General features: G+C 72.6%; 11 protein-coding genes, 1 pseudogene and 1 riboswitch. Of the genes and pseudogenes, 9 read left to right on the plus strand and 3 right to left on the minus strand.

Annotation, left to right across the window (positions count from 1 at the left end):
• The 6 genes from ACFVWU_RS41915 to ACFVWU_RS41940 all read left to right on the plus strand — a co-directional run.
• On the plus strand, window positions 1-293 hold a 293-nt coding region (locus ACFVWU_RS41915; protein ID WP_387631321.1), incomplete at its 5' end, for a pyridoxamine 5'-phosphate oxidase family protein.
• A 14-nt stretch (window positions 294-307) separates the two neighbouring features.
• On the plus strand, window positions 308-967 hold the full coding sequence (locus tag ACFVWU_RS41920) for an FMN-binding negative transcriptional regulator (protein ID WP_387631323.1): 660 nt from the start codon (window positions 308-310) through the stop codon (window positions 965-967).
• A gap of 114 nt (window positions 968-1,081) precedes the next feature.
• Entirely contained in the window at window positions 1,082-2,494 is a 1,413-nt protein-coding gene (locus tag ACFVWU_RS41925) for a sugar porter family MFS transporter (protein ID WP_387631325.1), read from the plus strand.
• 76 nt (window positions 2,495-2,570) lie between these two features.
• Window positions 2,571-3,272: a dienelactone hydrolase family protein gene (locus ACFVWU_RS41930; protein ID WP_387631327.1), complete on the plus strand. Its 702-nt coding sequence runs from the start codon at window positions 2,571-2,573 to the stop codon at window positions 3,270-3,272.
• 62 nt (window positions 3,273-3,334) lie between these two features.
• Window positions 3,335-4,621 (plus strand): MFS transporter, encoded by a 1,287-nt coding sequence (locus tag ACFVWU_RS41935; RefSeq protein ID WP_387631329.1) that lies wholly within the window; start codon window positions 3,335-3,337, stop codon window positions 4,619-4,621.
• Between the two features lie 99 nt (window positions 4,622-4,720).
• Window positions 4,721-5,263, plus strand: coding sequence for an HAD domain-containing protein (locus tag ACFVWU_RS41940; protein WP_387631332.1), 543 nt, complete (start codon window positions 4,721-4,723; stop codon window positions 5,261-5,263).
• On the opposite strand, the gene ACFVWU_RS41945 is transcribed toward ACFVWU_RS41940, so the two are convergent.
• Together ACFVWU_RS41945 and ACFVWU_RS41950 are read right to left on the minus strand one after the other, a co-directional pair.
• Entirely contained in the window at window positions 5,241-6,029 is a 789-nt protein-coding gene (locus tag ACFVWU_RS41945) for a CPBP family intramembrane glutamic endopeptidase (RefSeq protein WP_387631335.1), read from the minus strand. The two genes, ACFVWU_RS41940 and ACFVWU_RS41945, sit on opposite strands and share 23 nt — an antisense overlap.
• 120 nt (window positions 6,030-6,149) lie before the next feature.
• Window positions 6,150-7,655, minus strand: a complete 1,506-nt coding sequence (locus ACFVWU_RS41950; protein WP_387631338.1) for a glutamate--cysteine ligase — start codon at window positions 7,653-7,655, stop codon at window positions 6,150-6,152.
• A gap of 377 nt (window positions 7,656-8,032) precedes the next feature.
• Between ACFVWU_RS41950 and ACFVWU_RS41955 the strand changes: the two genes are divergently transcribed.
• Window positions 8,033-8,605 carry a hypothetical protein gene (locus ACFVWU_RS41955; RefSeq protein ID WP_387631341.1) on the plus strand — a complete coding sequence of 191 codons (573 nt, stop codon included), beginning with the start codon at window positions 8,033-8,035 and terminating at the stop codon, window positions 8,603-8,605.
• Between the two features lie 416 nt (window positions 8,606-9,021).
• The gene (locus tag ACFVWU_RS41960; protein ID WP_380613480.1) at window positions 9,022-9,213 is read left to right on the plus strand and encodes a DUF5999 family protein; all 192 of its coding nucleotides are present in this window, start codon (window positions 9,022-9,024) and stop codon (window positions 9,211-9,213) included.
• A gap of 210 nt (window positions 9,214-9,423) precedes the next feature.
• Here the strand turns inward: ACFVWU_RS41960 and gcvP are convergent, their stop codons facing one another.
• Window positions 9,424-12,324, minus strand: a complete 2,901-nt coding sequence (gene gcvP, locus ACFVWU_RS41965) for an aminomethyl-transferring glycine dehydrogenase (RefSeq protein WP_387631344.1) — start codon at window positions 12,322-12,324, stop codon at window positions 9,424-9,426.
• Between the two features lie 236 nt (window positions 12,325-12,560).
• Window positions 12,561-12,664, minus strand: a riboswitch (glycine riboswitch).
• Between the two features lie 225 nt (window positions 12,665-12,889).
• Here gcvP and ACFVWU_RS41970 point away from each other — a divergent pair.
• Window positions 12,890-13,255 (plus strand): annotated as a pseudogene (locus tag ACFVWU_RS41970) (PRC-barrel domain-containing protein); the annotation flags it as partial.
• Window positions 13,256-13,705 lie beyond the last annotated feature (450 nt).

Here is a 13,705-nt window from a genome sequence, read left to right on the forward strand (position 1 = left end):
ACCCGGAGGAGCTGGACATGGCGCTGGCCGCCCTGGTCGACCACGCGATCCCCGGCCGCTCCGGCGAGATCCGCCCGGCCAACGCCAAGGAACTCGCCGCCACCGCCGTGATCCGGCTCGAGCTGGACGAGGTCTCGGCCAAGACCCGCGAGGACGGCGCCAACGACGACCCCGAGGACGCCGACCTGCCGCACTGGTCCGGCCTGATCCCGGTCACCACCGTGCACGGCACCCCCGTCCCGTTCGACGAGTCCGTCCCGCTGCCCGCGCACCTGCACGGCTACCCCCGCTGAGAAGGGCCGCACCGATGCTGATCAGGTCCTGGGACCGCGGTGACGAGGACGAGTGGCGCGCCTGGCTGGCCGAGGGCCGCGACTTCGGCCTGCTCGCCGCCAACGGCCGCCCCGACGAGGGCCCGGTGCTGGTCCCGACGCACTTCCTGCTGGACGCCGAGCGCGGCGAGATCCTGCTCCACCTCGCCGCGCCCAACCCGCTGCTGGCCGCCGTCCGGGCCGACCCGAACGTCACCCTCGCGGTCACCGACGGCTACGCCTTCGCCCCCGGCCACTGGCGCGGCGCGCCCGGCACGCCCACCAGCTACTACGCCTCGGTCCACTTCCACTGCACGGCCGAGGTCGTCGAGTCCGCCGCGGACAAGGCGGAGATCCTCAACCGTCAGCTGGCGCACTTCCAGCCGGAGACCCCGGACGTCCGGGTGGTCCCCGGCGAGGGCGAGTTCGCCCGGCTGCTGCCGGGGCTGCGCGGGCTCCGGCTGACGGTGTGCGAGGTGCGGGCCAAGTTCAAGTACGACGACAAGAAGCCCGCCGAGGCGCAGCACGCGATCGCCGAGCGCCTCGCGGAGCGCTCAGGCGCCCCGGCCCTCCGGTACGACCAGGACGCCGCCGCCCGGACCCAGCTGCTGCGGCGCCATCAACGGCGCACGGCCGTGACGCGCGCCGCCGACTGACCCCGGGTCACCCGATCGGCACTCAACTCGGGCAGGCCGGCCGTCGCGCTGATCGAATGTGAGACGAGCCCTGCCCAGCCGTAGGTGCGGGCCCGTCCACCTCGGGGAGCGCGCGTGCCCACAGTCCACAGTCAACGAGCTTCCGGCGAGGCCCACCTCGGGCACGTGGTGTTCATCTCCGCGGCCGCGGCCATGGGCGGCTTCCTGTTCGGCTACGACAGCGCGGTGATCAACGGCGCGGTGACGGGCATCCAGAAGCACTTCGCCGTGGGCCACGGCACCACCGCCTTCGTGGTCGCCATCGCCCTGCTCGGCTCGGCCGTCGGCGCGGTGGCCGCCGGGCGGCTGGCCGACCACCTCGGCCGGGTGCGCACGATGCTGCTCGCCGCCACGCTGTTCGCGGCCAGCGGCGTCGGCTCGATGTTCCCGCCGAACATCGAGGCGCTGGCCGCCTGGCGCGTGGTCGGCGGCATCGCGATCGGCATCGCCTCGGTGATCGCGCCCACCTACATCGCCGAGGTCGCCCCCACCGCCTACCGCGGCCGGCTCGCCTCCTTCCAGCAGATGGCGATCGTGCTCGGCATCACCGTCTCCCAGCTCGCCAACTGGGCGCTCAACCAGGCCGCAGGCGGCGAGTCCACCGGCCACCTCGGCGGCATCCAGGCCTGGCAGTGGATGCTCGGCGTCGAGGCCATCCCGGCCCTGGTGTACGGCCTGATGGCGCTGGCCATCCCGGAGTCGCCGCGCTTCCTGATCGCCGACCACCGCGAGGCTCAGGCCCGCGAGGTGCTGGTGGAGGTCGAGGGCCAGGACGTCGACCTGGACGCCCGGGTGGCGGAGATCCGCACGGTGCTGGAGTCCGCCCACAAGCCCCGGCTGAGGGACCTGCTCGGCGGGCGCTTCGGTCTGCTGCCGATCGTCTGGGTCGGTATCGGCGCCTCGGTGTTCCAGCAGTTCGTCGGCATCAACGTGATCTTCTACTACTCCTCCTTCCTCTGGCAGTCGGTCGGCATCAACGAGTCCAACTCGCTGCTGATCAGCCTCTCCACCTCGATCATCAACGTGATCGGCACGGTGATCGCGATGGTCCTGGTGGACCGGATCGGCCGCAAGCCGCTCGCCCTGGCCGGTTCCATCGGCATGGCGATCGCGCTGGGCACTGCCGCCTGGGCGTTCTCCTACCGGCACGGCACCGGCGAGACCGCCACCCTCGACCACACCCACGCCACCGTCGCCCTGATCGCCGCGCACGTCTTCGTGCTCTGCTTCGCCTTCTCCTGGGGCGTGGTGGTCTGGGTGCTGCTCGGCGAGATGTTCCCCAACCGGATCCGGGCGCTGGCGCTGTCGGTCGCCGCCTCGGCCCAGTGGATCGCCAACTGGGCGATCACCGTCACCTTCCCGGACCTCGCCGACTGGAACCTCTCCGCGACGTACGTCATCTACGCGGCCTTCGCGCTGCTCTCCATCCCGTTCGTGGCCTTCTGCATCAAGGAGACCAAGGGCCGCGCCCTGGAAGAGATGGGCTGAGAGGCCGCTCCCCTCCCCACCCACGCCGCACGTCCCCACCCACGCCGCACGCGGCCCGACCCACCGAGAGGAAGCCATGCCTGACCAGGGCGGCTCCCGGCAGAACGTCACCTTCCCGAGCAACGGCCGCACCGCGCACGGGTACCTGGCCCGCCCTCCGCAGGGCGTCGGGCCCGGCCTGGTGGTGGTGCAGGAGTGGTGGGGTCTCACCTCGCACGTCGCGGACATGGCCGACCGCTTCGCCGCCGAGGGGTTCACCGTCCTCGCCCCCGACCTGTTCGGCGGCGCCACCACCCACGACCGGGCCGAGGCCGCCCGCCTCAAACGCGAACTCCCGGTCGAACGGGCCGTCGAGGACCTCTCCGGCGCCGTCGACCACCTGCTCTCGCTGGACGGCGCGGTCAGCGACGCCGTCGGTGTGGTCGGCTTCTGCATGGGCGGCGGCTTCGCCCTGATGCTGGCCGCCCGGTCCGGGGACAAGGTGGCCGCCGTGGTCCCCTTCTACGGCCTGCCGCCCGACCCGGACTTCGACTACCGGGGCCTGACCGCCCACGTCCTCGGGCACTTCGGCGAACTCGACCGCTCGATCCCGATGGCCGCCGTGGACGAGGCCGCGATCCGGATCGGCGAGGCCACCGACGTCCGCCCCGAGTTCCACTTCTACCCGGCCGGGCACGCCTTCATGAACGACGAGAACCCGCTCGGCACCTACGACGCCCTGCAGTCCGGGATCGCCTGGCGCCGCACCGTCAGCTTCCTCTGGGGCCACCTCGGCTGACCGCCGATCCAGGTGTCAAAACACGGTGGACACCTGTACGAACTCAAGGCCATAGTCGCTGGGTGTCGACCCCACCCCCACCGACAGCCGCCCGCCGCTTCGCCTGGGCGAGCCGCAACTTCCGCATCCAGACCGCTGCCACCGTGATCAGCGGCCTCGGCAACGCCGGCGCCCCCATCGCCACCGCCTTCGCCGTCCTCGGCAACGGCGGCACCACCACCGAGGTCGGCTACGTCACCGCGGCCCGCCTGCTGCCCACCGTGCTGCTCCTGGTCGTCGGCGGCACCCTCGCCGACCGGCTGCCGCGCCACCACATCATGGTCGCCGCCAACCTGTTCAGCGGTGTCTCCCAGGCCGTCCTGGCCGCGCTGGTACTGGCCGGGAACGTCCAGCTGTGGCAGCTGCTGGTACTCTCCGCCGCCGGCGGCGCCGGCTACGCCCTCTACTCCCCCGCCGCCGGCGGCATGATCATGCAGGCCGTCCCCCAGGAGCACGCCGCCCGTGCGTTCTCGGTCTTCCGGATGGGCCAGAACGCCTCCCAGATCGGCGGCGCCGCCCTCGGCGGAGCGCTCACCGCCGCCTTCGGCCCCGGCTGGGTGCTCGCCCTGGACGCGCTGTGCTTCCTGGTCGCCGCCGTCCTCCGGTTCCTTCTGGAGGCCGAGTCCGCGCCCGCCGCCTCCGGCGGCAGCATGCTGCGCGACCTGCGCGAGGGCTGGCAGGAGTTCGCCTCCCGCCGCTGGCTCTGGGTGATCGTGCTGCAGTTCGCCGTCCTGGTCGCCTGCATCAACGCGGTCGAGGCGGTGTACGGGCCGACCGTGGCCAAGGACCGGCTCGGCGGTGCGGGCGCCTGGGGCCTGGCGATGTCCGCCTACGGCGTCGGCCTGGTGGTCACCGGCCTGCTGATGGCCCGTTGGCGTCCCCGCCGGATCCTGCTGGTCGGTAACTGGGGCGTGTTCCTGTTCGGCGTGCCCGCCCTGGCCCTGGCCGTCGCCGCACCGATGCCGGTGCTGGTCACCGCGATGTTCCTCTCCGGGGTCGGCGTCACCGTCTTCGGCGTCAACTGGATGGTCGCGCTCCAGCAGGAGGTCCCGGAGGAGATGTTCTCCCGGGTCACCGCCTACGACGAGCTCGGCTCCTACTCGCTGGCCCCGATCGGCACCGCGCTGGCCGGCCCGGCCGCCACCGTGCTCGGCCTCTCCGGCGCCCTCTGGGCGTGCGCCGTGCTGTGCCTGCTGCTGAGCGCCGCGGTCCTGCTCGACCCCCAGGTGCGCCGGCTCACCCGCCGGTCCCCGGCCCGCAGCACCTCGGACGCACCGGTGCCCGTCGACGAGCCCGCGCCCGCCTCGTGAGCGCCCTGCGCGCCCCACGTGCGCCTGCCGAAGTGCAACCAGTGGTACCCGTGGTTCGTCCGAGCGAGTAGGAAAAACCGTCCATTTGGGAGCCCACCGGTGCCGAAGCCCCTGCTGTTCCTGGACGTCGACGGGGTGCTCAACCCGGTCTGTCCGCATCCGGAGGCCGGTTTCGACTCCCACACCCTGCTCGGCTACGCCGTCCTGCTCGCCGCCAAGCACGGCCAATGGCTGCGCGAACTCGCCGGATCGTACGAGCTGGTCTGGGCCACCACCTGGGAGGAGCACGCCAACACCCACATCGCCCCGGCGATCGGCCTGGACCCGCTCCCCTTCGTCCGCTTCACCGGGTACGTCCCGCAGCCCGGCGACCCGCGCGTCCCGCTGATGGAGCTGTTCTCGGCCAGCAAGTGGGCGCCGCTGCTGCGCTACGCCGAGGGCCGGCCGTTCGCCTGGGTGGACGACGTCATCCCGCCCCGGCTGGTCCGCAGGTCGCTGTGGCGCCGCGACCGGCTGCTGCTGCCGGTGGACCCCGGCCAGGGCCTGGAGCGCCGCCACGTCGACCGCCTGCTCACCCGCCCGCCGCGCGGCCGGGCGCCGGCCGCCGGTGGATCGGCGGTCAGGGGGTCGGCAGCCAGCTGACGTTGCCGGCGAGCAGCGCGTACCCGACGAAGGCCACCGTGTCGATCAGCGCGTGCGCCGCCACCAGCGGCATCACCCGCCCCCAGCGCCGGTACAGCAGGCAGAACACCGCCCCCATCACCATGTTGCCGACCAGCCCGCCGACCCCCTGGTACAGGTGGTACGAGCCGCGCAGCACCGAGCTCGCCACCAGCACCGCCGGCCAGGACCATCCCAACTGCCCCAGTCGGCGCAGCAGGTAGCCGAGGACGACGACCTCCTCCAGGATCGCGTTCTGCCAGGCCGAGAGCACCAGCACCGGCACCCGCCACCACACCTCCGGCAGCCCTGAGGGCGCGACCGTCAGGTTGTACCCCGCCGCCTGCGAGGCCAGGTACAGCGCCAGCCCGGAGCCGCCGATCGCCGCCGCGACGGCCGCACCCCGGCCGAGGTCGCGCAGCTTCTGACCGAGGTCGAAGCCCAGCACCCGCAGCGACGTGCCCTCGCGCACCAGCAGGTAGCCGACCAGCACCACCGGCATCAGTCCGCGCCCGATGTAGTACAGCTGCCACACCAGGTCCAGCCAGGGCCGCCCGGGCGCGCGCGAGCCGTTCAGCGTGGCGACCTGCTGGCCGAGCCGGAGCGGTTCGGTGAGCGAGCCCGCGAAGCTGATCAGCGCGCTGATCCCGCTGGCCCCGAGGGAGAGACCGAGGACGATCAGCAGCTCCGCGCCGAGCAGCCGGCGGGTGGGCTGCTCGGTCTCCGGCGCGGTCGGGCAGGTTGTCACGGGCGCTCCAGCGGACGGGCGGTCGCTCCGGCCGTCGGCCGACACCGGAGCGATCATCCTGGCACAGCCGTGGCGGGGCCTGTCCGGCGGATGCGCGGGCCCGGCGGAATCCGCCGGGCCCTACCCCACGGGCCAGGTGTGCACCGGCTCTCCGCCGCGCATGTGCTCGGCGTAGCGCCTGGTCATCGCGGCGAGCGCGGCCGGCCGGTCCATCCCGTACTGCTCGCGCAGCCGGTGGAAGGTCGCGCTCTGCCAGGCCGCGCCGTTGGTGCGGCGCAGACAGCGCTGCTCGATGATCCCCAGGTAGCGGTCCCGGTCGGCCGGCTCCACGCCCCACTCGTCCAGCCCCTGGTAGGCCATCGGCAGCAGCTCGCCCAGCACCAGGTCGACGGCGGAGACCGTCTGCAGCCCGCCGCCGCGGCCCGCCCGACCGGGCCGCGGCCACTGGAACACCGCGTCGATGCCGTACCGGGCGCCCTGGCGGAAGTTCTCTTCCGCCCGCTCGAACGGCAGCCGGCTCCAGACCGGCCGGGGCTGTTCGGCGAGCACCCGCACCAGCCCGTAGTAGAAGGCGGCGTTGGCCAGCGTGTCGGCCACCGTCGGCCCGGCCGGCAGCGCCCGGTTCTCCACCCGCAGGTGCGCCACCCCGCTCGAGACGTCGTAGATCGGCCGGTTCCAGCGGTAGATGGTGCCGTTGTGCAACCGCATCTCGGCGAGCTTGGGCGCGCCGCCGGAGGCCAGCACCTTCAGCGGGTCCTCGTCGTCGCAGATCGGCAGCAGCGCCGGGAAGTAGCGCAGGTTCTCCTCGAACAGGTCGTACGCCGAGTCCACCCAGCGCTCACCGAACCAGGTGATCGGGCGCACGCCCTGGGCCTTGAGCTCCGCCGAACGGGTGTCACAGGCCTGCTGGAAGAGCACCGGACGGGTCTCGCGCCACAGCTCCCGTCCGAACAGGAACGGAGAGTTGGCGCCGAGCGCGAGCTGCGGCCCGCAGATCGCCTGGGCGGCGTTCCACACCGAGGAGAACCGCTCCGGGGTCACCTGCAGGTGCAGTTGCAGCGAGGTCGCGGCGGCCTCGGCCACCATGGTGACCGACTCCAGTTGGAGGTGCTCGACGCCTTCGATGTCCAGCGCGATGTCCTCGCCCCGGGCGGCCAGGATCTGGTCGCTGAGCAGGCTGTACCGCTGGTTGTGGCTCATCGCGTCCAGCCCGGTGTGGTCGTGCTCCAGGGTCGGCAGGATGCCCACCATGACGATCCGGGCACCGGCTTCGGCCGCCCGCCGGTCGGCGTAGCGCAGCCCGGTGTCGATCTCCTCGCGCAGTTCCTCGAAGACGTGCCCGCAGAGCCGGTGAGGCACGATGTTGACCTCGATGTTGAACTGACCCAGTTCGGTCTGGAAGTCGCTGGAGCCGATCGCGCTCAGCACCTGGGCGTTGCGCATCACCGGCAGGCCCTGCTCGTCGGCCAGGTTGAGCTCGATCTCCAGCCCCACCACCGCCCGCGGCCGGTCGAAGCGGTCCTCGCGCAGCATCCGCCCGAGCGCGTCGAGGCAGGCCTGGAGCTTGAGCCGGTACTGCTGCCGATCCGCCAGATCCGCCCGAGTCGCCACGACCTTCTCGCCCACGGTCCCCTCCTCCTGAGACACCCGGCCGTCCGACCGTGCAAGCATCATGCCCACCTCGAAGATCGATACCCGAATGCTTGTACTGGCTTGCAATGCAAGGCAACTGACGGAAATTCAGGCCATCTGTAGACTTGCCCGCCGCCACGGCCTGTGATAAACAGATCACCCTGCGCATTTGTTCGATGAATTCGAGGAATTCGCACTGCGCTCCGGCCGGTCTTCTCCCGCCCCGAGTCCCTCGTCGACGGCGGCGACCGCGCCGGCTCCGCGATCCTGCACAACCGGACACGGCCAGGCCCCCGTCACCGAAGACGCGCCGCGCCACGCCGGTATGCCGCACTCGCACGCCGATCTCGCTTGGAGAGGCGGACCCCGCCATGACCCTGCAGACCCCCCAGCCCCCACCGAGCGCCCTGCGCGCGGTCCTGGGCGCGCTCGACTCGGACACCGCGCTGCGCCAGCCCGCCGCCGCAGCGCTGCGTCACCCGACCGGACCACTGCTCCCCGCGCATCCGCTCGCGGTGCACGTCCTGGACGGCCCGCACCCCGAGCTCCCCGCCGCCCGCCGGACCGGCTGGCGCTTCCTGATCAAGGACGGCGCCGACGTGGCCGCCGCCGCCGAGGTGGTCCAGAGCGCGGAGGGCCACACCTTCTCCCACTTCACCGCCGGCCCCTACCTCTCCTCCACCGTCCGGGCGCTGCGCGAGGCCTGGCAGCTCGCCCAGAACGCCCGCTCCCGCTGCCAGCCCCGGCTGCTCACCTTCCCCGGCCAGTACGCGACGGCGCTCTGGCTGCACAGTCCCGACACCGGCCCCGCCGCCGACCTGCTGATCCCGCTCGCCCCGGCCCCGCTCGGCGTCACCGCGCACCGCGCCTACCCTGCCGCCGAGTTGCTGCCGCTGCTCGCCCGTGCTCCGCTCGCCCGACCGCTGCTGCTCGGCTCCTCCTGAGCCCGCGCCGCCCCGTCCGCCCCCTGCCGCCGGGCCACCCGCCCGGCGGCCCTTCGCCGTGCCCTCCCCGCTCCGTGGCCTCACCCGAACGGCCACCACCTGGCCGGGCCACCCGCAATGGCCCCACCGGGCTATCCCCCGACTGGCCCATCGGTGCAGGATTTCCCTCCGGCCCCACCTGAACGGGTGATCTCTGCCCGGGAGTTGTGGCGCATGTCACGAAATCCCTGCGCGCGCGTCCACAGATGCCGACACTGGGAACCAGCGTGGAAGGACCACCTGTCCTACCCACTTGAGCGCCGGTCCACACCTGGTCGGCGTTGCGGACAGGATCCGACTACCGCGGCGGCTCCGGACGGCACCACCTCCGGGACCGCACCACGGGGAGGATCGCAGAGCGAAGCGAGGGTACGCGTATGTGCCAGCACCGTCCTGAGTGCCCGTCGGCCGAGTCCGAGGACCGTGAGGCGGCCGTGCCGGTGGCCTGCCACCCGGAGCAGGGTTGGAGCCTGCTCTGCAACGGCGTCGTGTTGTTCGAGGACACCGGAGAGCTACTGCCCGACGGCCGGGTGATCGCCCCGCGCCGCCCCGTCGCCCACGCGGCCTGAGACACCACCGGCTGAGACAGCACGGGCTGAGGGTGGACGACCCGACCCGTACGGCCGGAACCGTACGGCCCGGGGCCGCCCGGCGGGGGCAGCCGCCGACCCGACCGTAGAAGACGAACCGCAAGAGACGACCCGACGGGGAGCGACAAAGGGCAGGGCCCCGGCAGAAACGTTCTGCCAGGGCCCTGCCCCATGTCCGTCCGCTGCGGATCAGACGCCGTACTCGTCCAGCGGCGGGCAGGAGCAGACCAGGTTGCGGTCGCCGTACGCGCCGTCGATCCGGCTCACCGGCGGCCAGTACTTGTCCGCCGGGTTCACGCCCGCCGGGAAGACCGCCTCCTGCCGCGAGTAGCCGTGCGCCCAGTCGCCGGCCAGGGTGGCGGCGGTGTGCGGGGCGTTGCGCAGCGGGTTGTCCTCGGCCGCCCACTCACCCGAGCCGACCTTGTCGATCTCGACCCGGATCTCGATCATCGCGTCGCAGAACCGGTCGATCTCGTGCAGGTCCTCGGACTCGGTCGGCTCGATCATCAGCGTGCCGGCCACCGGGAAGGACATCGTCGGCGCGTGGAAGCCGTAGTCGATCAGGCGCTTGGCGATGTCGTCCACCGTCACGCCCGTCTCCTTGGTCAGCGGACGCAGGTCGATGATGCACTCGTGCGCGACCAGCCCGCCCGGGCCGGTGTAGAGCACCGGGAAGTGCGGCGCCAGCCGCTTGGCGATGTAGTTGGCGTTCAGCACCGCGACCTGGGTCGCGTGCTTCAGGCCCTCGCCGCCCATCAGCCGGACGTACGCCCAGGAGATCGGCAGGATCGCCGCCGAACCCCACGGCGCGGCCGAGATCGGGCCGACACCGGTGGCCGGGCCGGCTTCCTCCTGCAGCGGGTGGTTGGGCAGGTACGGCGCCAGGTGGGCGCGCACCGCGACCGGGCCGACGCCGGGGCCGCCGCCACCGTGCGGGATGCAGAAGGTCTTGTGCAGGTTCAGGTGCGAGACGTCCGCGCCGAACTTGCCCGGCTTGGCCAGGCCGACCAGGGCGTTCAGGTTGGCGCCGTCCACGTACACCTGGCCGCCGGCCTCGTGCACCAGGGCGCAGATGTCGGTGATCTGGGTCTCGTACACGCCGTGGGTCGACGGGTAGGTGACCATCAGCACGGAGAGGTTGTCGCGGTGCTGCTCGATCTTGGCCTTCAGGTCCTCGACGTCCACGTCGCCGTCGACCAGGGTCTTCACCACGACCACGCGCATGCCGGCCATCACCGCGGAGGCGGCGTTGGTGCCGTGCGCCGAGGACGGGATCAGGCAGACGTCGCGCTGGGTGTCGCCGTTGGCGTGGTGGTAGGCGCGGACGGCCAGCAGGCCGGCCAGCTCGCCCTGGGAGCCGGCGTTCGGCTGGATCGACACGGCGTCGTAACCGGTGACCTCGACCAGCTGCTGCTCCAGCTGGCGGATCAGGGTCAGGAAGCCCTCGGCCTGGTCGATCGGCGCGAAGGGGTGCAGCTGGCCGAACTCCGGCCAGGTCACCGCCTCCATCTCGGTGGTCGCGTTGAGCTTCATGGTGCAGGAGCCCAGCGGGATCATGCCGCGGTCCAGCGCGTAGTCCCGGTCCGACAGGCGGCGCAGGTAGCGCAGCATGGCGGTCTCCGAGCGGTGGCTGTGGAAGACCGGGTGGGTCAGGTACTCGTCCTCGCGCAGCAGCGCGGCGGGCAGCGTCTCGGCGGCCTCGGCCACCTCGACGGCGGGGACACCGAACGCGGCCCAGACGCCGGCCAGGTGCTCGCGGGTGGTGGTCTCGTCGGTGGAGATCGAGATCCGGTCCGCGCCATCCTGGTGGACGTTGATGCCGTGGGTGCGGGCGGCGGCGGCGATCTCGGCGGCACGGCCCGGGACGACGGCGGTGACGGTGTCGAAGAACTCGCCGTGCAGCAGCTCCACGCCGCCGGCCCGCAGGCCCTCGGCGAGGGCGGCGGCGTAGCGGTGGGTGCGGCGGGCGATGTCGGCCAGGCCGTCCGGACCGTGGTAGACCGCGTACATCGAGGCCATGACGGCGAGCAGCACCTGGGCGGTGCAGATATTGCTGGTGGCCTTCTCGCGGCGGATGTGCTGCTCGCGGGTCTGCAGCGCCAGGCGGTAGGCGCGGTTGCCGTCCGCGTCGACGGACACGCCGACCAGGCGGCCGGGCAGCGAGCGGGCGTACTCGGCGCGCACCGACAGGTAGCCGGCGTGCGGACCGCCGAAGCCCATCGGCACGCCGAAGCGCTGCGAGGTTCCGCAGGCGATGTCGGCGCCCAGCGAGCCCGGGGACTTGAGCAGGGTCAGCGCCAGCAGGTCGGCGGCCACGGCGACGATCGCGCCCAGCCCGTGCGCCTGCTCGATCACCGGGGCGAGGTCGCGGACCACGCCGGTGGCGCCCGGGTACTGCAGCAGCACACCGAAGACGCCGCGCTCGGCGATCTCGGCCGGGATGCCCTCGGACAGGTCGGCGACGACGACCTCGACACCGGTCGGCACGGCACGGGTGTTGATCACCGCGATGGTCTGCGGCAGGGTCTCGGCGTCGACCAGGAAGACACCGCCCTTGACCTTGGTGACGCGGCGGGCCAGCGCCATCGCCTCGGCGGCCGCGGTGCCCTCGTCCAGCAGCGAGGAGCCGGAGGTGGGCAGACCGGTCAGGTCGGAGACCAGGGTCTGGAAGTTGAGCAGCGCCTCCAGGCGGCCCTGCGAGATCTCCGGCTGGTACGGGGTGTACGCGGTGTACCAGGCCGGGTTCTCCATGACGTTGCGCAGGATCACCGGCGGGGTGAAGGTGCCGTAGTAGCCCAGGCCGATCATCGGCTGGAGTACCTTGTTGCGGCTCGCCAGCTCGCGCAGCTCGGCGAGGACCTGCGCCTCGCTGCGGCCGGCGGGCAGGTCCAGGGCGGCGATGGAGCGGATCGCCTCGGGAACGGCGGTGTCGGCGAGCTCGTCCAGCGAGCCGTAGCCGACGGACGCCAGCATCTTCTCCTGGGCGGCGGCGTCGGGGCCGATGTGGCGGTTCTCGAAGGGGCTGGCCAGCTCAAGCTCGGTGAGGGTCGAGGCGCCGGTGGGGCGTCCCGCGTTCGGCTGGGCGTTCATGGTGGTCGAGGCCTCCTGGTCACGGACCGGCGGGGGCACGCACGCCGACCGGTCGTTCCGCTGCGGACAGCGGATCGCCTGGGCGAACGAACCCGGAAGGCCTCCCCCTCTGTCATCGGGACCTGAGAGCTTCGCCCGCACGTCGCGCTGTCGGCGCTCCGTCGGCTTGCACCGTCGGTGAGGGTGGTGATCGCCGGCTCCCGCGCCGACGCTCCTGCCCTGCTTTCCAGAGTGACCTATCCCGCACGGTACGGATGCCTGAGAGATTCCGGGGAGGAGTTGCTCCTTCGGCGCCCCGACCAGCGGTTTTCACCGTCGGGGACTCTCCCGAGCGGGCTCGGCGGTCGCCGCCCAGGGTACCAGCGGGAGGCCTTCCGATCACGGGTGCGTCAGGTCACTCCAGGTCTACGCGCGTCCCCCGGATGGCCCAGCGCCGAGCCCGTCCGGCGCACCCCGGTCGCGTCGGTCCGATTCATGCCTTTTGGTGTGAAGTGACGGCCGGGACGGGTGCTCCGACGGCCGTACCTGCGGGAGTTCCGCAGCCGCAGCGCAGCTGGAGGAAAGAGTGCAGACCGACTTCGACCCCAGAGACCTCATCGGCCACAGGGCCGTCGACCGCAACGGTGACAAGATCGGCACGGTCGACGAGGTGTACCTGGACGACGCCACCGGCCAGCCCGAGTGGGCCGCCGTGCGGACCGGCATCTTCGGCCGGGACGCCTTCGTCCCGCTCACCACGAGCGAGTTCTCCGGCGAGGAGCTCCGGGTGCCCTACGACAAGTCGCTGGTCAAGGAGTCCCCGGACTTCGGCGTGGGCCAGCACCTGTCGCCGGCCCAGGAACTCCAGCTCTACCGCTACTACGGTCTCGACACCGAGGCGGCCGGCCACACCGCCACCGAGGAGCCCGGCCGACCCGACCTCGACTTCGGCACCACTCCGGCCGCCGCGGCCACCACCTCCACCACGACCGCCAAGCCGCTCGACTTCCACGCCGCCGAGCCCGGCCCGACCAACAGCGTCACCACCGTCACCACCCCCAGTGCCGCCGGCACCGACACCGCCGCGGAGGCCACCGTGCGGACCCTCACCACCCCCGCCCCCGCCGCCACAGCGACCACCCCCGCCGTCGAGCCGAAGCCGAAACCGCAGCCCGCCCCGGCCGCGCCCACCCCGGCACCCACCACCAGCGCCGCCACCACAGCGACCACCCCCACCGTCGAGCCGAAGCCGAAACCGCAGCCCGCCCCGGCCGCGCCCGCCCCGGCACCCACCCCCGCCCCCGCCCCCGCCCCCGCCGCCACAGCGACCACCCCCGCCGTCGAGCCGAAGCCGAAACCGCAACCGGCCCCGGCCGCGCCCGCCCCGGCACCCACCACCAGT

This window comes from Kitasatospora sp. NPDC058190 (genome assembly GCF_042883685.1).
In the GTDB taxonomy this organism is placed as follows: domain Bacteria; phylum Actinomycetota; class Actinomycetes; order Streptomycetales; family Streptomycetaceae; genus Kitasatospora.